We start from the raw sequence: 22,512 nt of genomic DNA, 5'->3' as shown, positions 1-22,512 counted from the left end.
GCCTTAAATTTATAGGTCGTGTAGGAGCAGGCTTAGAAAATATAGATTGTGATTATGCCGAATCTAAAGGCGTTACATTAATATCAGCACCAGAAGGAAATCGCAATGCGGTTGGAGAACATGCTTTAGGCATGTTATTATCATTGTTTAATAAGCTTAATAAAGCAGACAAAGAAGTAAGGCAAGGCAAATGGCTTCGCGAAGCTAATCGCGGCATAGAACTCGATGGAAAAACTGTTGGTCTTATCGGTTATGGCAATATGGGAAAAGCTTTTGCAAAAAAACTGAGAGGTTTTGATGTTGAAGTACTCTGTTACGACATTAAAGCTAATGTTGGCGATGAAAATTGCGACCAAGTAACGTTAGAAGAACTTCAAAATAAAGCAGATGTGTTGAGTTTGCATACACCTCAAACTCCATTAACCTTAAATATGGTGAATACTGAATTCATCAGTAATTTTAAAAAACCGTTTTGGCTCATTAATACAGCTCGTGGTAAAAGTGTTGTAACAGAAGATTTAGTTAACGCTTTACAATCTGGAAAAATTCTAGGTGCTGGCTTAGATGTTTTAGAATATGAAAAATCATCTTTCGAAAATCTATTCAAAACCGATGAAGCTAAATATCGATGGATGCGGAAAAGAAAAAAAGCTGGATTACCAAGCTCAATTGAAGCACCAGAAGCTTTCCAATACCTTATTAATGCAGACAATGTACTATTAACTCCTCATGTTGCAGGTTGGACAATTGAAAGTAAAATAAAATTAGCACAAACCATCGTAAATAAAATTAAAGCGAAATTTTGCTAATTTAGAAGCATACTAAACCCTTATAATTATGCAATACAACGCATCATCACCAGAAGACTATATAAATCAAGTTCCTGAGGAACGACAAGACGCTCTTAAAAAGTTACGTAAAATTATTAAAGACAACCTTCCTGAAGGCTTTGAAGAAGGCATTCAATATAAAATGATAGGTTATTATGTACCACACTCGGTTTATCCAGACGGTTATCATTGTGATACCAAAACACCTTTACCATTTATGAGTTTTGCTTCTCAAAAAAACTCAGTAAATCTTTATCATAGTGGTATTTATGCAAAAAAAGAATTACACGATTGGTTTGTTAATGAATACCCTAAACACTGTAAGCGAAAATTAGATATGGGTAAAAGTTGCATCCGTTTTAAAAAAATGGATGACATACCTTTTGAGCTCATAGCAGAGCTCACAAGAAAAATGACTTGCGATGAGTGGATAGACATCTATGAAACCGCCTTAAAGAAGAAATAAAAGTTTAACTAAGAGAATTCTCATTTTTATGAGAATGAAAAATACATTTTTGATGAAAAAAAGAGTAACAGGAATTGGCGGCTTATTTTTTAAAACTAAAGACCCACAGGCTTCAAAAGATTGGTATAAAAAACACTTAGGATTTAACACAGATGCCTATGGTTGTACATTTTGGTGGAAAGATAAAGAGGGAAAAGATTGCTCTACACAATGGAGCCCTTTTGCTGAAGACACCAAATACTATGAGCCTTCTAAAAAAGACTTTATGTTTAACTATCGTGTTGAGAATTTAAAAGAATTATTAGCAACTTTAAAGGAAGAAGGTGTCACAATAGTAGGAGACATGGAAGAATACGATTACGGAAAATTTGGTTGGATACTTGACAACGACGGTAACAAAATAGAACTTTGGGAGCCTGTTGACCAAGCATTTAAATAATACTGTAACAAATTAATTGATTCTTCTACATATATATAGAATATAAATTGTAGTTGTATAAAAATCAATTAAAGAGCTTATCGGAAGATACACACAAAAACTTAAACAACTCTTTAATAAGCCATTAAGCAATAAAATAAACACATTTTTATTAACTTTATAACCTAACCAATAACACATAAAACTATGTCAGACGACAATAAAGATTTAGGAGACGAGCTTAACGACATGATAGGTGATGCTAAAGACAGTGCTAAAAAAGCTGGAGAAAAAATAAGCCAAAAAGCCAGTGACATTGCAGATGATGCTAAAGAATTTGCTAGTGATGCCAAAGAGACTGCTACAGAATTTGTTGATAATGCCAAAGAAACTTTTTCTGGTGACAACAAAAAAGTACTTGCTGGTATATTAGGTATTCTTTTAGGGAGTCTCGGTGTTCATAAATTTATTCTAGGTTATAATAAAGAAGGAGGTATTATGCTTGCTATAACTCTAATAGGTGTGGTATTATCTTGTATTGGGGTCGGTGTTTTCTTAGTGTGGGTAATGAGTGTTATAGGATTAATAGAAGGAATTATTTACCTTACCAAATCAGACCAAGAGTTTATAAATACTTATCAAATAGGCAAAAAACCTTGGTTTTAAAATAAACTATAAAACAGAGCCCAAAACTTAAAAGTTTTGGGTTTTATTTTTACAATCCATAATCTAAAGGCAACATATCTCCTACACGTTGATTTCCCATGGCTCCATTAAAATAAACTCCTTTTATGGTTGAATAATTCCCATAAGCATCTACTAAAAAACTATCTACATACACATCTATATCACTCTGATATTTCTCATCATACAAAATAGATACTTTGTGTTTTAGAGATACTTCTTTAAAACTTGTATCTTCTTTGTCTCTTATTTTAAAATAAGCATATTCATTAACCTTAAAACTTTTATAAAAAATCTCGTAACCTTCGGCTTTAAGATTTTTATTGTATAGTGCTCGCATAAAATGTTGCACAGAACCTTTGTAAACTTTCTCTCGTTTGCATAGTATGCTTTTTTTATCAGCTTTTTCTAAATCTTTATAGTAAGATGTGCCAGCATAAGCCACTTTATTTAAAACAAAATCTTGAGCATCTATATTAGCGTAACGATAGTTGACCTCAAAGTCTATAATATCATATGATATTTCATATTTAAGCGCTTTGTTTGTGATAATAATTGAGACATCAGCACTTGCGTAAAGTGTTTTTCTTTCTTTATCATACCTTAGCACTAGGTCATCTTCATTCAAAATTTTACACGACTTTCCGTATTTAGAAGTTCCTAAAAATTCTTTTCTAAACAATCTTAGCTTTTGTTTTCTGGTTAAACCATCATCAAAATCTATAAATACTTCATCTAAACTTACATCTGAAGGCTTTAGCTTAATTGTAATATTTTTTTTTGTTCTATAATCTTTAATAAGCACTTTTTCAAAGCCTAAATAAGAAATAACCAAAGTAGATTGTATGGCATCAGAATAGCTTATAGAAAATTTCCCTTCATGGTCTGTAGTAGTCCCAATGGTGGTATTATCAAAATATACAGCAACAGTTTCTAAAGGTTCATTTGTGGTAGCGTCAACAATAGTACCTGTTAATGTTTGCGACAAACAAACTAATGGTAACATTAAAAAGAACCATAATTTACTTGTCATGGTTATCCATGAATTTTTGCTCTAATTCTGCTTGAAATTCTTCCATTACTGGTCTTACTGTACTTTCTGGCAAATCTGCAATTTTAATATACATTAAACCATCTACAGCATTATTAAACAAAGGATCTACGTTAAATGCCACAAGTTTGGCATTTTGCTTTATATATTTTTTGAGTAATACTGGTAATCGTAATGCTCCTGGCTCTACCTCATCAATGATTTTATCAAACTTATTAAGATCAGCCTCAGTAGCATCAAAAACAAAATCTTTATCTGCATCTTGAAGTTTTACCTTAAACTCTTTTTTAGGATGCACATACTGTGCTACATAAGGATCGTAATAATGCGATTTCATAAACTCAATCATTAAACTCTTTGAAAAGTTTGAAAACTGATTACTAATACTAACACCTCCTATTAAATATTTATGCTCAGGATAACGGAGTGTTGTATGTACAATACCTTTCCAAAGTAGAAATAGTGGCATTGGTTTTTGTTGATAACTCTTTATAATAAAAGCACGTCCCATCTCTATGGATTGACTCATCATCTTATAAAGCTCTGGTTCAAAACGGAAAAGATCTTGCAAATAAAAACCATCTATACCAAAGCGCTCAAAAATTTGAGATCCTAATCCCATTCGGTATGCTCCTGCAACAACATTTTTTTCATTATCCCAAAGAAACATATGGTGGTAGTAGGTATCAAAAGTGTCTAAATCTATAGCTTCATTAGTACCTTCACCTACTTCTCTAAAAGTAATTTCTCTAAGTCGCCCAAGCTCTCTTAAAATATTAGGCATCTCTTTAGCAGATGCTAAATACACTTCGTAATTTTTACTTACCAAGAGTCTGCAATCTTTTTTTCTTAGGCTTTCAACCTCAGATATCATAACCTCAGTATCAATAGGAGTAACTATTCGTTTTGGTGGTTTTGGAACTTTTACAGTAGACTTTATATTATCTAAAATCTTTGGTTTATCTTCAAAGGTTTTAGAAAGCATGTAGGTTTTTCTCCTTAAAAAGTCTGAGAAATCTGAAAGTGTCTCATGCTCTTTTTGATCTTTAACAGAAATTGGCCTACCAATCCTTACTGTAATGGTTCTTCGCTTTTGTGTTAATAGTTCTGAAGGTAATTTTGCAGTTCTTAAAGTATCGCTAAGTTTAGATAGTCTATAAAACAATCTACTATTTTTGGCATGAAAATAAATAGGAACTACAGGTACTTCGGCCTTTTTAATAAGTTTCATTGCTGCTGCTTCCCATGGTTTATCTACCACAAGTTTTCCGTCTTTATAAGTAGATACTTCACCTGCAGGAAATACACCTAAAGGATGACCTTCTCTTAAATGCATAATAGCATTCTTAAATCCTGTAATACTACTCTTTGCATCCTTTCTGTCTTCAAAAGGATTTACTGGCATTATATAGGGTTTTAAAGGCTCTATACGATGTAATAAGAAATTAGCTATGATTTTAAAATCGCTTCGCTGTTCTAGCATTAATTTTAATAACAATATGCCATCAATACCTCCAAGTGGATGGTTAGAAATAGTAATATAAGCACCATCTTTAGGAAGACGTTTTAAATCTGCTTCTGGAATTTCAAATTTTATCTGAAAATCATCTAATAATGCATTTAAAAAATCTAAATCAGACAAATGCTTATTACGTTTATAAATCTTGTTTATAGTAGATATTTTAAGGACTTTCATTAAAAGCCACCCAAAGAAAGTACCTAGGAAACCATACTTGTCTGCATGAATAGCTTTTGCTACTTCTTTAGCTGTGACTAATCCTGTATCAGACGATTTTCTCATAAAACAAATGTAGTAAAATGTTATTTAGTTACTATTTGAACAGTTTCTTGTGTTAACTGCTTCAATAAAACGGTTTTATCTTTTTCAAGCTTCTTTATAGCTTCATCATTATAATGTCTAATAGTATATAGACTTACATTATCGTAACATGTTACATTAAATTTTGCTTTTAAGTGCTGTAATAATTTATCTCTATTATTGTAAATATCATCAATACAAACTGAAAAACTTATTGCAGAATTCTGAATAACATCTACCTTCATTTTATAAAGATGTAACAAGTTAAAAATTTCGCTAATATTCTCTTCAACGATATAAGAAAAATCTAATGATGATAAGGCTATTAAAATCTGGCTCTTTTTAACAATAAAACAAGGTACCTCTGGCACAATTGCTTTTCCTTTATCAACACAAGTACCTTTTTCTTTAGGATTTAAAAACGATTTTACATATAAAGGAATTTCCTTTTTTTGCAATGGTTGAAGTGTTTTTGGGTGAATTACAGATGCACCATAGAATGCAAGCTCTATAGCTTCTCTGTAAGAAATTTGATGTAATAGTTGTGTTTTTTCAAAATAACGTGGATCGGCATTTAAAACACCTGGAACATCTTTCCAAATAGTAACACTATTAGCGTTTAAACAATAAGCAAAAATAGCAGCAGTATAATCACTACCTTCTCTGCCTAAGGTTGTAGTAAAATTATTAGCATCGCTTCCTAAAAAACCTTGTGTAATATTAAGAATTGACTTGTTTAAATTAGATGTAATATTTTCTTGAGTTTGCTCCCAGTTAACATTAGCTCTTCTATAATAATTATCGGTTTTAATATAATCTCTTACATCTAACCATTTGTTTTTTAATCCTATTTCATTAAGATAATAACTTATTATTGTTGTAGAAATCAACTCGCCAAAACCTATGGTTTGGTCATATACATAGTTATAATCTGGTGATTTATTAGTTTTAAAAAACAAAATTAATTCATCAAAAATAGATTTTACAGAAGTGAATACTTCATGGTGTTCATTATCAAATAAATCAAGAAGAATTTCATTATGATATTTAATAACTTCGTGAATAGAGCTTTGTAACTCAGCTTTGTTTTCAAAGTAATTTTTAATTACGAGCTCCATAGCATTGGTGGTTTTTCCCATTGCAGAAACAACTACTAAGGTATTTTCATAACCTGCTGTTTTTAAAACAGACGCTAGGTTTTTCACTCCTTTAGCATCCTTTACCGAAGCTCCACCAAATTTATATACTCGCATATTTATTTCCCATATAAACGGGAATTCTATTTAATTAATATTTTCTAAATAATTATCAATTCCTTTTTCATCGAGCTGAACCACATCCCACTCTCGCATCACTTTGGCGCCTTTATTTTCGTAGAATTGTATTGCAGATTCGTTCCAATCTAATACTTCCCAACCTATTCGTTTTACACCTAAACGCTTACCGTATTTTACAACTTCATTTAAAAGTTGAGTACCTAAACTTTGTCCTCTTTGTGCTTGGCTTACTATAAGATCTTCAAGATGTAAAACCTCACCTTTCCAAGTAGAATACCTCATATAAACCAAAGCCATTCCTTCTACTTTCTCATCTACTTCTATAACAAAACAAGTAAATTTAGGATGTTTGCCAAAACCATCAAACTCTAAAGTTTCAAGAGTTACTTCAACTGCATCGGGTTCTTTTTCATAGATAGCCAATTCTTTAATGAGCTCTAAAACTCTTGGCATATCTTCTCTACGAGCAAGTCTTGGTTGGTTCATTTTTCTTTTTTAAAAGAACTCAAATATAGTTTAAAAATCGCGGAAAGATTTCATGCTTTTTTCTTAAAAAACACCCAATTTTAAATTCTCAATTTAGTTTAACTCACGAAAACGTTATAGTTTATTAAAAAATGCGATATTTGTGTAAATTAACCAATATAAAGCTTCATGTCTCAACGAAATCAAACTCTTGGTGAGTTTATAATTGAAAACCAATCTTCTTTTAAATACACTTCAGGTGAACTTTCTAGACTTATTAATTCTATTAGGCTAGCTGCAAAAGTGGTAAATCACGAAGTTAACAAAGCTGGTCTTGTTGATATTCTTGGTGCTGCTGGAGACACTAATATACAAGGTGAAAATCAGCAAAAGTTAGATGTCTATGCTAATGAGAAGTTTATACAAACCATGACAGATAGGAATATTGTTTGTGGTATTGCTAGTGAAGAAGAAGACGACTTTATTACTATAAATAGTAAAGACGAAAATCACCAAAACAAATATGTGGTTTTGATAGACCCTTTAGATGGTTCGTCTAATATAGATGTAAATGTTTCTGTTGGAACCATTTTTTCGGTATACAGAAGAGTAACTCCTGTAGGAACACCAGTGCAATTAGAAGACTTTTTACAAAAAGGCACTAAACAGGTTGCTGCTGGTTATATTATTTACGGAACTTCTACAATGCTTGTTTATACTACTGGAGATGGCGTTAATGGCTTTACGTTAAATCCTGCTATTGGTTCTTATTATTTATCGCATCCTGATATGAAGTTTCCTGAAGATGGACGTATTTACTCTGTAAACGAAGGCAACTACATACATTTTCCAAAAGGTATTAAAAACTACATTAAGTATTGCCAAATGGAAGAAGGAGACAGACCTTACACATCTAGATATATAGGTTCTTTGGTGTCTGATTTTCATAGAAACATGATTAAAGGTGGCATTTATATGTATCCTAAAAGTTCTAAAGCTAGTAATGGTAAACTTCGTTTACTTTACGAATGTAATCCTATGGCATTTTTAGCAGAACAAGCTAATGGTAAAGCTAGTGATGGTTTTACACGAATCATGGAAATAGAACCAACCGAACTACACCAACGCGTACCATTTATTTGCGGAAGTAAAAATATGGTTGAAAAGGCAGAAGAATTTATGCGCAATGCAGAATAAAAATCAAAAAAAAGCGATTGTTTAAATTACAATCGCTTTTTTTTATAATGTTTTAGAATCAATTTACTGATTCATATGTTTCATCTTTTCAGTAAACTCATCTAAGTCCACTTCGTAATGTACTAGTGTTAATGCTTTATCTGCAATGTATTTTACATTATCTTGATTAAAACCTAGGCCAACACAAAGTCTTTCTAATAAACCATGTTGATTTGGTCCTTCTATATGATCTGCCCAAACCATACGTGCCAAATCATATAAACGCTCTAATCGTCTATCGTAAGATGTTGGTGGATTTATAGGATGTGTATTATAATCTTTTAAAATTTGTTTGTAATCGGTTTCTGTGATATCTAATCGCGTAGCTAAACGATCTAAAAATTCACGCTCTGCATCATTAATTACACCATCACTCATAGCCACTCTAACTATAGCTGCAAAATGGTCTTGATTACGCTTTTGAAATCCACTTTCGAATAAATCTGAAATTGACATATTTTGTGTTTTTATATGAGTACAAATATATATTAATCCAGTATTAAAACAGGCTCATATTGCTTATTTTTTCATTTCAAAAGACCTATTTACAATCTCAAACTATTAACTTTTAAAGAATAATAAAAGAAACCCTAAATTTGTTTAGTGCAACACTTTAAAAACATACCAGACTATTGCAAGGCTATTAATATTTCTAATCCTAAACAACCTTATTTTGATATTAGAAGTTTTGAAGAAAACATGCCATCAATTGTATCAAAAACAAAACCTTTTAAACACGAGTTTTATGCCATTGCAATAAAAGTTGAAGGTTCTGGCAAAGCCATTACTGGTCATCATACTAATTTTCCTGAAGGAGCAACCATCTTTTTTAACACACCTTTTCAGATTATCTCCTGGGATATATTACCAGATTGGGAAGGCTATTATTTAATGTTTACTAAAGAGTTTGTAACACAATCTAAACATTTACAAAATCTACTTGATGAATTTCCGTTTCTAAAAATTGATAAATCCATTCCTTTTGAAATAGAACCAAAAGAGGTTTCAAAGCTACTCGCAATTTATGAGTCTATTTATGAAGAGCAGCAAAGCTTAAAACAAGATTCACTAATTATTATTGAAGTTCAGGTTTTAGTTCTGCTCAATTTTGTAAAACGCTTTTTTAATACTCAGGTAAAAAAAGAAGAAGCCGAAATAGCTTTTAGAAAAGCCGATGTTAATTTATTATCGCGCTTTCAAACACTAATAGAGACCAGTTTTTATGAAAATGTATTAATTGGTAAAAAAACACATTCCCCAAGTTTTTATGCAGAGCAATTAGCTGTGCATCCAAATCATCTTAATGCTACTGTAAAGCAAATTACAGGACATACCGCTAAAAACCATATTCAAAACCATATTTTACGATTAGCAAAATCGCGGTTGCTTCAAACTGAAATGAGCATTAAAGAAATTGCTTATGCTTTACATTTTGATGCACCAAACAATTTTAATAGCTTCTTTAAAAAGCAAACTGGACAAACACCTAGTACGTATCGAAAAACTAATTAAACATTCCTAAGCTAATACGAAGTTTAGATTCTTATAAAGGATTCTTGCATTCAAAGTAATGATATTCTTTGATTTTTATACTTTTTGATTTGATTCCATAATTCTTTCCAAATAAAGCCAAAGCATCTTTGTATCATCAAAATACAGCAACGATGAAAACTTTATTTATAACCTTATTAATGACAACCTCATTAATTGTAAACGCACAACAGATGGAAACCAAAATAAATATTCAAGAAACCATATCTAAGTTATTTGTCAATTCAGACAACAGAATTTGGGATGAGGTAGAAGCTCAATTTGCACCAAAAGTAATGATGGACTATTCTTCTATGACAGGAAATGCAGCAGCAGAAGTGTCACCAAAAGACATTACTACCAGTTGGAAAAGCGTGTTACCAGGTTTTACATACACGCATCACCAAATCGGAAACTTTATTACGGAGGTAAATGGTAACAAAGCTCATAGTTTTTGCTACGGAACAGCAACTCATTTCTTAGAAGATGAAAACGGAAATATATGGACAGTTGTTGGTAGTTATGATTTTGATTTAGAAAAAATAGATGGCAGCTGGAAAATTACAGCAATGACTTTTAACTACAAATACCAAAATGGTAACAGCAAGTTGATTGAAAGGGCTATTGAAAATGCGAAAAATAACTAATAGAATGATGAAAAGAAACTATAACCATATAGACTTTTTGTCTAATCATTTAGACAGTAAAGACAGCGACAGTGTATTGTCACTATTAACTGAAGATTGCTTATTTGTAGCAGGAAACAATGAACCTATAACTGGAAAAGAAGCGATAAAAGTAATATTAGAAAATTTCTTTGCAGCAGTAAAATCAACTAAACATGAGGTTACAGATATTTTTGAATCTAAAAACTCTTTGGTGCATAGAGGAAAAGTAACCTATACAAGATTAGATAATTCTCAACTAATTGTTCCTTTTTGCGACGTCTTTAAAATGAAAGGAAATCTTATAAGTGCATATTACATCTATATTGATTGGTCTGAATTATTTAAATAAAACCTTAAAAATGAATAAAATAACACTTTTACTTATAGCAACCTTGGCATCAACAAGTTGCAATGATGAGAAAACTAATGAACTAAAAGAACTTAAAACAATACAGACAATGAAAACCGAATTAGCCACTAAAAATAAAGCTACTGTAAAGGCATTCTTTAATGCCCTAACAAACGAGGATGCCAATGCGGTAGCTAATTTATTCGCCAAAGACGGCAAGCATATCAATCCGTATCACTCAGGATTATTTCCAACTGGAGCTAATGGTAAAGAAGAGATTAAAAACTATTGGAAACCTGTATTTCCAAATTTTGATGGTATGACCTTTCCTATCGATGAAATCTATGCCATGGAAGATCCAAATATTGTATTTGTAAAATACACAGGAAACATCAAATTAAAAGATGATGCTGGCACATACAATAATGATTATTATTCGACCTTTAAGTTTGATGATAATGGAAAAATAACAGAATACGTAGAGATTTTTAACCCAATTGTAGCAGCTCGTGGTTTTGGGTTGTTAGATAAAATTAAATAATGATGTGTCATGCTGAATTCATTTCAGCATCTCATCCAAACAAAACAATATGAAAAAACTATTCATTCTTTCTGCAATTGTACTATTTAGTGTTTGCGGAAATACAGAAAAAAAGAACGAAACAACAGAAACTAATAATGAGGCTCTGAAACCAATTCAGAGTAACAAAAATGAGATAACCATGAAAACAGTAAATTTTAAAAGTGAAGGCCTAAATTTAGTAGGTAATCTATATTACCCATCAAATTTTGAAGAAGGCAAACAGTATCCAACAATCATATGCTCTGGAAGTTGGACAACCGTAAAAGAACAAATGGCTGGTTTATACGCTAAACGTTTTGCCGAAAACGGATTTATCACCTTAGCATTCGATTTTAGAAATTATGGTGAAAGCGAAGGTGTACCAAGAGCATGGGAAAATCCTGCAATGAAAATCCAAGACATTAAAAATGCTGTAGCTTATTTAAAAACCTTAGTAGAAGTAGATGGCAATAATATTGGTGCTTTTGGTGTCTGTGCTGGTTCCATGTACACACTAATGGCTGCATCTGAAGATGCTAATATTAAAGCTGTGGCAACTACAGCTTCTTGGTTACACGATGCTGAAGCTGTAAAATTATTTTACGGAGGCGAAGAAGGAGTACAACAACGTATTGAAGCTGCACAAGCTGCCAAAAAGAACTACGCAGACACAGGTGAATTTACTTATATTAAAACAATTTCTACCACAGATGAAACTGCTGCAATGTTTGGTGAATTTGATTATTATTTAAATCCAGAGCGTGGTGCAATTCCGCAATGGAATGCAGACCAATTTGCTGTAGCTACTTGGGAAGATTGGTTAAATTTAGATCCGTTTTCATCAGCATCAAAATTAAACAAACCTCTATTTATGGTACACAGTGATGGTTGTGTGTTACCTAATTATACTAAAAAGTATTACGAAGCTGTACCATCTAAAAACAAAGAATTAGTTTGGATAGATACCGAATTGGCATCACCAATGCATCAATTTTCTTTTTATGACCAAGAGCAAGAAGTAAATTTAGCTGTTGAAAAAACGAGTAAATTCTTTCATGAGAATTTATAGAATTTAAAAACAAAATATTAAGAAAGTGAGGATTAAAGGTTCTCACTTTTTTTATTTAAACTATCTTGTACTTATGAATACAAACTATCTACAAGAAACATTTTTCTTTGATTATAACAGCCCTCAAATTCAAAATTTAATAGCAGACAGTATTCTTTTATCTTCAGATAAAGAAAAGATTGAGCAATTATATCTAAAAGTTAGAGATGGTTGGCGTTATAATGCCTATAATATTGGACTTACCGAAAACCATTACAAAGCAAGCACTATTGCACAAAAAGAGGAAGCTCATTGCATTGATAAAGCCATATTATATATTGCAGGATTACGTGCATTAAACATACCTGCTAGGTTACGGTTAGCCAAAGTTTCTAATCATATTGCCGTAGAGCGACTTGTAGCCAAATTAGGCACTAACGAGCTCGCTCCTCATGGATTGGTTGATGTTTATTACAATGATAAATGGACAAAATGCTCACCTGCGTTTAATAAAGAACTTTGCCATATGTATAATGTAGATGTTTTAAATTTTGATGGCACTGAAGATTCTATAATGCAAGAATATAATAAAAACAGTAAAAAATTCATGTCTTATGAAGATGACTATGGCCATTTTGAAGATGTGCCTTTAAATTATATTAAATCTATTTTTAAAGATCATTACCCTAAATTATACCAGATTTATAAAGATCAAAAGAATGTTAAATTTTAGCATATCTTAATCAGCATTTTCAATCGTTCTTTAGTCAAGGTTTTGAATTTTTCAAAACAAAAAAATCATGTACTTTTGCGACCTTACTTTAAAGGTATAATCTCGTGAGCAAAACACTTATCTCGCAGACCTTTTCACAGACTTTGCAACTGCAAAATCTGCAGAATTCTATTGCCCTAACTCAACCTAAGGATGATGATAAGGGTAAATCTAAAACACATTTAAAAGGTCTAGTTGGCTCTTCATTTTCTATGGTAGTTGCCGAAGCATTTAAAACTGCTGAAAAACCATTTCTATTAATTTTTGATGATAAAGAAGAGGCTGCATATTACCTCAACGATCTAGAGCAACTCATCAATGATAAAGACGTATTGTTCTATCCTGGCAGCTATAGAAGACCATACCAGATAGAAGAAACCAATAATGCCAATGTACTTTTAAGAGCTGAAGTTTTAAACCGAATAAACTCAAGAAAAAAACCAGCAATTATTGTTACTTATCCTGATGCTTTATTTGAAAAAGTAGTTACTAAGCGAGAATTAGAACGCAATACTTTAAAAATATCAATTGGTAATGATTTAAGCATTGATTTTGTAAATGAAGTACTGTTTGAATATAAGTTTAAACGTGTAGATTTTGTTACTGAACCAGGTGAGTTTTCGGTACGTGGTGGCATAATAGATGTATTTTCTTTTTCGCACGATGAGCCTTATCGTATTGAGTTTTTTGGTGACGAAGTAGATAGCATAAGAACCTTTGATGTAGAAACACAACTTTCTACCGAGCGCATAAAAAAAGTGAGCATTATTCCTAATGTAGCTAATAAAACTATTGCCGAAAAACGCGAAAGCTTCCTTAAATACATTTCTAACAAAACAGTTGTTTTTGCTAAGAATTCTTCGCTCATATTTTCTAGAATTGATGATTTTTTCAGTAAAGCCGAAGACGCTTTCAAAACCCTTTCTACAGAATTAAAACATGCAAAACCTGAAGAATTATTTTGTAATTCAGAATTATTAAAACGTCAATTTTTAGAGTATAATTTAGTTGAATTTGGTTCAGCTCCTGTTTATACTCAAAATACAATTTCATTTAACTTAAAACCACAACCTTCATTTAATAAGCAATTCAATCTGCTAATTGAAGATTTAAATGAAAATCATTCTAAAGGCATTACCAATTATATTGCATGTGTTAGTGAGCAACAAGCCAAACGTTTTCATGATATCTTTGATGATGTTGAAGAAGACGTTCACTATAAAACCATAGTGCTTTCACTCTACCAAGGATTTGTAGATTCTGAACACAAAATTGCGGTTTACACAGATCATCAGATTTTTGATCGTTATCACAAATTCCATCTAAAAAACGGCTATGCTAAAAAGCAAGCTATTACCTTAAAAGAATTAACTAACCTTGAAATTGGCGATTATGTTACACATATAGATCATGGTATCGGTAAATTTGGTGGGCTTCAAAAAATAGATGTCGAAGGCAAAAAACAAGAAGCTATAAAATTAGTTTATGGCGAACGTGATGTGCTTTACTTAAGTATTCATTCCTTACATAAAATCACTAAGTTTAATGGTAAGGACGGTAAACCTCCTAAAGTTTATAAACTAGGTAGCAAAGCTTGGAAAACCCTAAAACAAAAGACTAAATCTCGCGTTAAGGAAATTGCTTTTAACCTTATAAAGCTCTATGCTAAAAGAAAACTAAAAAAAGGGTTTCAATATGCACCAGATAGCTATATGCAACATGAGCTGGAAGCTTCTTTTGTTTATGAAGACACACCAGATCAAATTACCTCAACAGCAGATATAAAAGCAGACATGGAAAGCGAGCGACCAATGGATCGCTTAGTATGTGGCGATGTAGGCTTTGGTAAAACCGAAGTTGCTATTAGAGCAGCTTTTAAAGCTGTTGACAACGGAAAACAAGTTGCTGTTTTGGTGCCAACAACTATCTTAGCATATCAACATTACCGTACGTTTAAAGAACGTTTAAAAGACTTTCCCGTTACTGTAGACTATGTTAACCGTTTTAGAACAGCTAAAGAAAAGCGTATTACATTAGAAAATTTAGAAAGAGGTAGTGTAGACATTATCATTGGCACACATCAACTAGCTAATAAAAGTGTAAAGTTTAAAAACTTAGGTTTGCTTATTGTTGATGAAGAACAAAAATTTGGAGTTGCTGTAAAAGAAAAACTAAGGACTATTAAGGAAAATGTAGATGTATTAACATTAACAGCAACACCAATTCCGCGTACGCTTCAATTTAGCCTTATGGCTGCCAGAGATTTATCTGTTATTAATACAGCACCGCCAAACCGCTATCCTATTGAAAGTCATGTCATTCGTTTTAGTGAGGAAACCATTAGAGATGCTGTGAGTTACGAAATTCAACGTGGTGGACAAGTCTTTTTTATTCATAATCGTATAGAAAATATTAAGGAAGTTGCTGGTATGATTCAGCGTTTGGTACCAGATGCTAAAATTGCTATTGGTCATGGGCAACTCGATGGTAAAAAACTAGAACAATTAATGCTAGCTTTTATGAATGGTGAATTTGATGTTTTGGTAAGTACAACCATTATAGAAAGTGGCTTAGACGTACCTAATGCCAATACTATTTTTATTAATAACGCTAATAATTTTGGACTCAGCGATCTGCATCAAATGCGAGGACGTGTTGGTAGAAGTAACAAAAAAGCATTCTGCTACTTTATTACACCAGAGTATTCTGCCATGACCAATGATGCCAGAAAACGTATTCAGGCTTTAGAGCAATTTACCGAATTAGGTAGTGGTTTTAATATCGCTATGAAAGATCTTGAAATTCGTGGAGCTGGTGATTTATTAGGTGGTGAACAAAGTGGGTTTATTAATGATATTGGGTTTGATACCTATCAAAAAATATTGAATGAAGCCATTGAAGAACTTAAAGAATCTGAATTTGCAGATTTATATAAAGATGATGGTAAGCCAAAACAATATGTAAAAGATATTACAATCGATACTGATTTTGAGTTGCTATTCCCAGACGATTATGTCAATAACATCACAGAACGTTTAAATCTGTATACAAAACTAAACACTATAAAAACGGAAGAAGAACTTCAGAAATTTGAGTCTGAAATTATAGACCGTTTTGGTGAAATGCCTACTCAGGTTATTGATTTGTTTGATAGTGTACGATTAAAATGGATAGCCATTAATATGGGATTAGAAAAAGTAATCATGAAACAAGGTAAACTTATTGGTTACTTTATACAAGACCAACAAAGCAAGTTTTATCAAAGTGGAACATTTACCAAAGTATTGCAGTTTGTACAATTCAACTCAGAAAAATGCAAAATGAAAGAAAAGCAAACCCGAAATGGCTTAAGATTATTAATTACTTTTGATAACATAAGAAATGTTTCGGCCGCTTTAAACGTTTTACAACCAATTATGGCTTAATTATTGAAGCTAATTTAAGAATCTGAAATACTTAAAGAAGTTCGGCATTAATAAACGAATAATAAAATGAAAAAAATAATCTTTTCCCTATTACTACTTCCATGTTTGGCTTTCTCACAAAGTGTAAAAGGTACATTCTCACCCGCTGAAGATTTTTCTTATGCGTTTTTATACCAAGCCACACCAGAAGGCGCTAATTATGTTAATCGTGGAAAATTAGATAGTGAAGGTCATTTTGAAATTCCTGTAGATTCTACTGTTACTCCTGGCATTTACAAGATTGTTTATGCTATTCCGCCAGAAGAAAATAATTTTGATTTTATCTATAACGGAAAAGAAACCGTAGCCTTTAATTTTAGTTACGAAAAAGGAGTTGAATTTACAGAATCTGAAGAAAACAAACTTTGGTCGTCTTACCTAAAAAGTATGGATATGGTTAACCAAACCATAAGCAATTATTACACAAAAGACGGAAAAGACAACAAAGGATTCTCATCTGTATTTAAAGTATTAAAAGATACTCAATTAGCTTATGAAGAGTCTGCTAATGGCAAATTAGTTTCAGCATTTATAACTGCAAACAGACCCTATTTACCAGCACATTATGAAGATGTTTCTACGTACTCAAATAACTTAAAGCAACACTATTTCAGTTCTATAGATTTTAGCAACTATATATTACAAAGCTCCTCGTTTTTGGTAGATCGTGTTAATGCTTATGTTTTTAATATGATAGAAAGTCCAACAACAGATACTTACAAATCGTTAATAGATGATGTTGCCGCAGCAATTAACGATAACGATATAGCCATAAAAACCTACCTCTTAGAAGTGTTATGGCAACGCTTTGTAAGTGAAGAAAACCATGCTGTTGCCAATTATATAACCGACAAACATCTTTTAGAATTAGCAACTAAAACCAATAACAAAGTTTTAGCAGAAACACTTACATCTTATAAAAACACAGCCATTGGAGCTAAAGCACCTAACTTTGAAATTGCATCTTCTGAGCGTACTACAAGTTTGCATAATTTAGAAGGCTCAGAATATTACTTACTTATTTTTTGGAGTAGTGCTTGTGGTCATTGTCTTAACGAACTACCAAAAGTAAAAACGTTAGTTGCAGATAAAAAAAATGTAAAAGTTGTAGCATTTGGTTTAGAAGAAGAGCCAACACAATGGACCAAAGAAATAAAAAACTATCCAGATTTTATACATAATATAGGTTTAGGTAAATGGGAAAACCCAATTGTAAAAACCTACGGAATAACAGCTACACCAATGTACTTTTTACTCAATAGTTCTAAAATTATTATGGCAAAGCCTTATGAGTTTAAAGATGTAGAAGTGCTTTTGAAGGATTTGTAAAAAACCATAAAACTATTAAGAACTCTCTTACTATTAATTAAAGTAAAATGTTTTAATATGAATATTAGCTTTGATCTAGATAGTACAATTATTCCAAATGGAGATGAGTTTAAAACAGAAACCATAGGATGGATTGGCAAATTATTTAAAGTTGAAAAGATTAGAAAAGGATCAAAGGATTTAATCTTAAAACTTCAAAACGATGGTCATAAAGTTAATATTTATACAACTTCATTTCGTTCAAAATCTAGAATAAGAAGAACCCTAAAATATTATGGAATTTCTGTTAATAGAATAGTTAATCAAACGGAAAATCAAAAAATTCTAAAGTCTAAAAACATCTATTCCACAAAATATCCACCAGCATTTAATTTTGACGTACATATTGATGATTTGCCTGGAGTAAAAATTGAAGGGGGAAAATATAATTTCAAAACAATTATAATTCACCCAAGTGACAAAAATTGGGCAGATATTATAATCAATGAATTAAAAACTATTTAAAACGTCTCATACTAGAAAATGTTTGAGACGAGTGATAGCTAGTATTTACAAATGGTACTAAAGAACTCTAAACCCAATCAAATATTTTATATCTATCTTTCATTAATCAATATCTAAATCATTGAAAGTTAAACAACATACCAGTAAAATAATTTTATTCTTAGTTTTATTACTTACTACAATTTGCATAGTTCTTTACCTTTGGCGTAATACTAATAACCATAACACAAACACAGAACCTAATCAAAAAACTTCTGTACTCGATTTAGTAGACAAGCACAGAGGAGCACATTTATTCGGAAGCCTAGACACTATAAATATAAATGTAATCGCTAACTCTTATTTCAATTACATTACACTTGTACCTTGGGGTTTTCAAGACAGTTACAAAAGCGCTGTTGTTACTCACCACAACTTTGATAGTACAAATATTCGCAGCGGTAATATTGAATTACTTAAGCGCATAAAACTTCTTAAAAATAAAGGCTACAAAGTGTTTATAAAACCTCATGTTTGGGTTGACAAAACATTAAATAAAAAATGGCGATCCGATATTTTTCCTGAAAACTCAGAGAATTGGGAATTATGGAAAACCAGTTATCGCGATTTCATTTTTAGATATGCACGTATTGCAGAAAAAGGAAATGCAGACATGTTTTGTATTGGTACAGAATTCTCTAGACTTGCTATTGAAAAACCAATATTCTGGAAAACTTTAATAAAAGATCTTCGGAAAATTTTTTCTGGAAAACTCACTTATGCTGCTAACTGGAATAAGGCTTACAAAGAAATTACATTTTGGAACGATTTAGATTTTATTGGTATACAAGCCTATTTTCCTTTAACAAATAAGCTCTCTCCATCTATACAAGATCTAAATCGAGGATGGAAAAAATATATTCCTACATTAGATTCATTAAACAAAGTTCATAATAAAAAAATTATTTTCACTGAGATGGGTTACAAGAGCACTGCCGATGCTGGTATTGAGCCTTGGAAATGGATTGAAAACACAGTAACAAACAAAGTTGTTTTTTCAAATAAAACGCAAGCTAATTGCTATGAAGCCTTCTTTTATTCAATTTGGGATAAAGATTGGTTTGCTGGCACACATATTTGGCAACTTCGCACAGATTACAAAGTAGGAGATGAAAAAAATAATTTAGACTTTTTTATTCAGGGAAAACCAGCCGAAAAAACACTAAACACATTCTTTAAACAAACAGAAAACGCTCAGTCAACAAGTATTGACTGAGCGTTTCGAAACTAAATAACCAACCAAAATTTAGCTCCCTATTCTTGTATTCTCTCTTGGGTTATCTACCTTATGAGATTTTTGTTTACGCTTTTTAGGCATTTCCTTCTTATTTGTAATCTTACCTTTGGTATCAGATGTTCTATAATAAGCTATATAACCTCTCCCTTCAAACTCATATACCGTTCCAGAACTTGGGTGATATAGCTCTATAGTTCCGTCATTAATAACGCTAAGTTCAAAGAATTCATTGTCGAAGAAATCATAATCTAACGTTAAAGTTTTTAGGTACATATTTCCAGACACATAACCTACTCCATAAACACCTGTATAATCCCAATAAATGTTGTTTACATTATTAACGTTTACACCTTGTGAGCTTCTAAATGTAGAGTCGTTTCCTCCAGACAAAAACTGCAAATAGTTTTCATTATCAAACTCATTAATAGCACCATAATTACTTGTATATACTTTTTCCCAAGCTTCGTACTCTTGTAAGAAATAATGAATATTGTCATAGAAGACAAAATCATAATCAAAAGTAGATCTTTGGTAACCATTTAAAAAGTAAGACGTATCATTAAATGGATTATATAATTCAATGGTATTATTATCTATCTGATAGACATCAAAACTGTTAAAGCCATCGATAGTATGATTAACATCTAATATCATATTATAAGTATCATAATTTCCTATTTGCACACCAAAGCCATTACCTTGACTACCAAAACCAACTAAATTGTTATTGGCAAACAAACGACCATTATTAAAAGTTAAGGTAAAAGCTATTTGCATAAAAGGAGTTTCACCATAACCTTGTGTTGCATTAATATCTACATACCATAAATCGTAAGAATGTAACAACTGATTTAAAGAAATTGTAGGTCCATTATCGTTAATATGTAACTCCTCAGTATAACAAGATGTTAGAAGTGTAGCACTAAATATAATTCCGAATAGTAATTTTAATCTCTTCATAATTCAACGGTTTTAAGGATTACTATTGTTGTAATTTCAAAACGTATGCCAAAAATCTAAATTCAATTTTAGTATGAGTTACGCTTAACCTACCGAAGTGATTTAAACCTCAACCATAATAAAGACTTCAACAAGCTTAGTCTAACATATAAATCATTAAGTAAATCACTTAATTTATGTATTTTTGAAGCTCAAAATTGACACCACATTCTATGAGTGAATCTAAAAAATATGCAGTTTTTGGCGCAGGAAGTTGGGCAACTGCTATTGTAAAAATGCTTTGCGAAAACTTAGACGAAGTAGGCTGGTACATGCGTAGCGTTTACATAAAAGAACACTTATTAAAAGAGAAACATAATCCTAGTTATTTAAGCTCAGTTGAGTTTCACACCAATCAGCTAAAACTTAGTAACGACATTAATGAAATTGCAGAATGGGCAGACTACCTTATTTTTGTTATTCCTTCTGCTTTTATGCAATCTGAACTAAAAAAACTAACCGTAGACATTAGCAACAAAGTTGTTATTTCTGCTGTAAAAGGCATTATCCCAGAATCTGGCTTATTGGTTGGTGAGCATTTTCATGATATATATAATATCCCTTTTGAAAACATTGCAGTAATTGCAGGACCTTGCCATGCTGAAGAGGTTGCTTTAGAACGATTATCATATCTTACTATTTCTTGCGCTGATGCAGAAAAATCGCAATCTATAGCAGACAAACTTTCTAGTAGATACATAAAAACCAAAATCAGCGATGATATTATTGGTGTAGAATATGCTGTAATGCTCAAAAACATTTATGCCATTGCTGCCGGAATTGCCCACGGATTGGGTTATGGCGACAATTTTCAGAGCGTATTAATGAGTAATGCCATAAGAGAAATGAAACGCTTTATCAAAAAAATGCATAAGATGAAGCGTAATATTAATAACTCTGCTTACTTAGGCGATTTATTAGTAACTGGGTATTCTGTTTTTTCTAGAAACCGAATGTTTGGAAATATGATTGGTAAAGGTTATACCGTAAAATCTGCACAGTTAGAAATGAATATGATTGCTGAAGGTTATTACGCTTCTAAAAGTGCATTTTTACTAAACGAAAAAAACGTGAAGAAAACACGACTACCCATTATTAATGCTGTATACGGAATTCTTTATGAGAATAAAGATCCTAAAAAAGTATTTAAAAAACTGACCGAGAAGCTAGATTAATCAATTCCTGCGAAAACAGAAATCTCTAATTAAGCAAGCAAAAGTTTTAGGCTTTAAATTATAATAGCAAATAAGTGCGTTAAGAATTGAAGCGGCATCCTTTTGTTTTTTTCAAAAAACATAGCATAAAGCCCAACTTTTAGGTAACGCTATAATTATATTATGACTATAAGATTTTTGCTTTCGCAAGAGTTTTATTTTACCAAAACACCTTTCAACTGCATTAAAGGGACAGTCTGCAAAGCCTTATCGTTAATAGTGTTTTTTCTAAAAAGATAGGTTTTATCAAACATGGTATTACCTTCAAAAAAAGTAACTTTAAAAGAATTATCGAGCTCTAAAACCTTTTTTTGCAAGTACTCAATTTTAGCATAACTTCTTGCTGGTAACTTGGCAATAGTGTGGCGCATTGGAGGCGTTATCTTCTCTTTAGATTTTCCTTGAGAAACAATCAATACAGTTTCTAAATCTTTGTCACTATTGTTAATAATGTAAGCGTTCCAATCTAAAGTTTTATATTCTAAATGCTCTTCTTGCACTACTGCAATATAAACATCTTTTACTTCTGGGATTTTTATATCTTTCTTCAT

Annotated in this window: 23 protein-coding genes; 16 read left to right on the top strand and 7 right to left on the bottom strand. The window is 31.6% G+C overall.

The window, feature by feature from the left end; all coding sequences use genetic code 11:
* The 4 genes from N4A42_RS12430 to N4A42_RS12415 all read left to right on the top strand — a co-directional run.
* Positions 1–809, top strand: an 809-nt coding sequence (locus N4A42_RS12430) for an NAD(P)-dependent oxidoreductase (protein ID WP_294074471.1), incomplete at its 5' end; no start/stop codon positions are given.
* A 28-nt stretch (positions 810–837) separates the two neighbouring features.
* Positions 838–1,296: a DUF1801 domain-containing protein gene (locus tag N4A42_RS12425; protein ID WP_294074469.1), complete on the top strand. Its 459-nt coding sequence runs from the start codon at positions 838–840 to the stop codon at positions 1,294–1,296.
* 52 nt (positions 1,297–1,348) lie between these two features.
* Complete coding sequence (locus N4A42_RS12420; protein WP_294074467.1) at positions 1,349–1,735, top strand: VOC family protein; 387 nt, start codon at positions 1,349–1,351, stop codon at positions 1,733–1,735.
* Positions 1,736–1,921: 186 nt separating this feature from the next.
* A complete protein-coding gene (locus N4A42_RS12415) occupies positions 1,922–2,380 on the top strand; it encodes an NINE protein (protein ID WP_294074465.1) in 459 nt (152 codons plus the stop codon).
* 49 nt (positions 2,381–2,429) lie between these two features.
* Here N4A42_RS12415 and N4A42_RS12410 read toward each other — a convergent pair whose 3' ends face one another.
* From N4A42_RS12410 to N4A42_RS12395, 4 genes are read right to left on the bottom strand one after another with little or no spacing between them, the layout of a single operon-like run.
* Positions 2,430–3,431, bottom strand: a complete 1,002-nt coding sequence (locus N4A42_RS12410) for a carboxypeptidase-like regulatory domain-containing protein (RefSeq protein WP_294074463.1) — start codon at positions 3,429–3,431, stop codon at positions 2,430–2,432.
* Positions 3,421–5,250, bottom strand: coding sequence for a lysophospholipid acyltransferase family protein (locus N4A42_RS12405; protein WP_294074461.1), 1,830 nt, complete (start codon positions 5,248–5,250; stop codon positions 3,421–3,423). The genes N4A42_RS12410 and N4A42_RS12405 overlap by 11 nt, the downstream gene beginning before the upstream one ends.
* Before the next feature lie 20 nt (positions 5,251–5,270).
* Positions 5,271–6,521, bottom strand: a complete 1,251-nt coding sequence (locus N4A42_RS12400) for an aspartate kinase (RefSeq protein ID WP_294074460.1) — start codon at positions 6,519–6,521, stop codon at positions 5,271–5,273.
* 30 nt (positions 6,522–6,551) lie between these two features.
* Positions 6,552–7,031: a GNAT family N-acetyltransferase gene (locus tag N4A42_RS12395; RefSeq protein ID WP_294074459.1), complete on the bottom strand. Its 480-nt coding sequence runs from the start codon at positions 7,029–7,031 to the stop codon at positions 6,552–6,554.
* A 168-nt stretch (positions 7,032–7,199) separates the two neighbouring features.
* Here N4A42_RS12395 and fbp point away from each other — a divergent pair, with 168 nt between their 5' ends.
* Positions 7,200–8,207, top strand: coding sequence for a class 1 fructose-bisphosphatase (gene fbp, locus N4A42_RS12390; RefSeq protein ID WP_294074457.1), 1,008 nt, complete (start codon positions 7,200–7,202; stop codon positions 8,205–8,207).
* Between the two features lie 63 nt (positions 8,208–8,270).
* Here fbp and N4A42_RS12385 read toward each other — a convergent pair whose 3' ends face one another.
* The gene (locus N4A42_RS12385) at positions 8,271–8,702 is read right to left on the bottom strand and encodes a TerB family tellurite resistance protein (protein ID WP_294074455.1); all 432 of its coding nucleotides are present in this window, start codon (positions 8,700–8,702) and stop codon (positions 8,271–8,273) included.
* 147 nt (positions 8,703–8,849) lie between these two features.
* On the opposite strand from N4A42_RS12385, the gene N4A42_RS12380 reads away from it, so the two are divergent.
* From N4A42_RS12380 to N4A42_RS12335, 10 genes are all read left to right on the top strand, one after another.
* Positions 8,850–9,758 carry a helix-turn-helix domain-containing protein gene (locus N4A42_RS12380; RefSeq protein ID WP_294074453.1) on the top strand — a complete coding sequence of 303 codons (909 nt, stop codon included), beginning with the start codon at positions 8,850–8,852 and terminating at the stop codon, positions 9,756–9,758.
* 152 nt (positions 9,759–9,910) lie between these two features.
* Positions 9,911–10,423, top strand: a complete 513-nt coding sequence (locus N4A42_RS12375; protein ID WP_294074451.1) for a nuclear transport factor 2 family protein — start codon at positions 9,911–9,913, stop codon at positions 10,421–10,423.
* A gap of 4 nt (positions 10,424–10,427) precedes the next feature.
* Positions 10,428–10,793 carry a nuclear transport factor 2 family protein gene (locus N4A42_RS12370; protein ID WP_294074449.1) on the top strand — a complete coding sequence of 122 codons (366 nt, stop codon included), beginning with the start codon at positions 10,428–10,430 and terminating at the stop codon, positions 10,791–10,793.
* 10 nt (positions 10,794–10,803) lie between these two features.
* Positions 10,804–11,334, top strand: a complete 531-nt coding sequence (locus N4A42_RS12365) for a nuclear transport factor 2 family protein (protein WP_294074447.1) — start codon at positions 10,804–10,806, stop codon at positions 11,332–11,334.
* Positions 11,335–11,383: 49 nt separating this feature from the next.
* Positions 11,384–12,424 carry an alpha/beta hydrolase gene (locus tag N4A42_RS12360; RefSeq protein WP_294074445.1) on the top strand — a complete coding sequence of 347 codons (1,041 nt, stop codon included), beginning with the start codon at positions 11,384–11,386 and terminating at the stop codon, positions 12,422–12,424.
* Positions 12,425–12,497: 73 nt separating this feature from the next.
* Complete coding sequence (locus N4A42_RS12355) at positions 12,498–13,136, top strand: transglutaminase family protein (protein WP_294074443.1); 639 nt, start codon at positions 12,498–12,500, stop codon at positions 13,134–13,136.
* Positions 13,137–13,240: 104 nt separating this feature from the next.
* Positions 13,241–16,600: a transcription-repair coupling factor gene (gene mfd, locus N4A42_RS12350; protein ID WP_294074441.1), complete on the top strand. Its 3,360-nt coding sequence runs from the start codon at positions 13,241–13,243 to the stop codon at positions 16,598–16,600.
* 66 nt (positions 16,601–16,666) lie between these two features.
* Positions 16,667–17,968 carry a thioredoxin family protein gene (locus N4A42_RS12345; protein WP_294074439.1) on the top strand — a complete coding sequence of 434 codons (1,302 nt, stop codon included), beginning with the start codon at positions 16,667–16,669 and terminating at the stop codon, positions 17,966–17,968.
* Between the two features lie 57 nt (positions 17,969–18,025).
* A complete protein-coding gene (locus N4A42_RS12340) occupies positions 18,026–18,472 on the top strand; it encodes an HAD family hydrolase (RefSeq protein ID WP_294074437.1) in 447 nt (148 codons plus the stop codon).
* A 121-nt stretch (positions 18,473–18,593) separates the two neighbouring features.
* Positions 18,594–19,727, top strand: coding sequence for a hypothetical protein (locus N4A42_RS12335; RefSeq protein WP_294074435.1), 1,134 nt, complete (start codon positions 18,594–18,596; stop codon positions 19,725–19,727).
* Between the two features lie 30 nt (positions 19,728–19,757).
* Here the strand turns inward: N4A42_RS12335 and N4A42_RS12330 are convergent, their stop codons facing one another.
* Positions 19,758–20,708, bottom strand: a complete 951-nt coding sequence (locus N4A42_RS12330) for a nicotinic acid mononucleotide adenyltransferase (RefSeq protein ID WP_294074433.1) — start codon at positions 20,706–20,708, stop codon at positions 19,758–19,760.
* A gap of 212 nt (positions 20,709–20,920) precedes the next feature.
* Here N4A42_RS12330 and N4A42_RS12325 point away from each other — a divergent pair, with 212 nt between their 5' ends.
* A complete protein-coding gene (locus tag N4A42_RS12325) occupies positions 20,921–21,922 on the top strand; it encodes an NAD(P)H-dependent glycerol-3-phosphate dehydrogenase (protein WP_294074431.1) in 1,002 nt (333 codons plus the stop codon).
* A gap of 194 nt (positions 21,923–22,116) precedes the next feature.
* Here N4A42_RS12325 and N4A42_RS12320 read toward each other — a convergent pair.
* Positions 22,117–22,512: hypothetical protein (locus N4A42_RS12320; protein WP_294074429.1), on the bottom strand; the 396-nt coding region annotated here is incomplete at its 5' end.

It is taken from the genome of Winogradskyella sp. (genome assembly GCF_025210595.1).
Classification (GTDB): Bacteria; Bacteroidota; Bacteroidia; order Flavobacteriales; family Flavobacteriaceae; genus Winogradskyella.
Note: the sequence above shows the minus strand (reverse complement) of the source record. Positions and strands in the feature narration are given on the sequence as shown.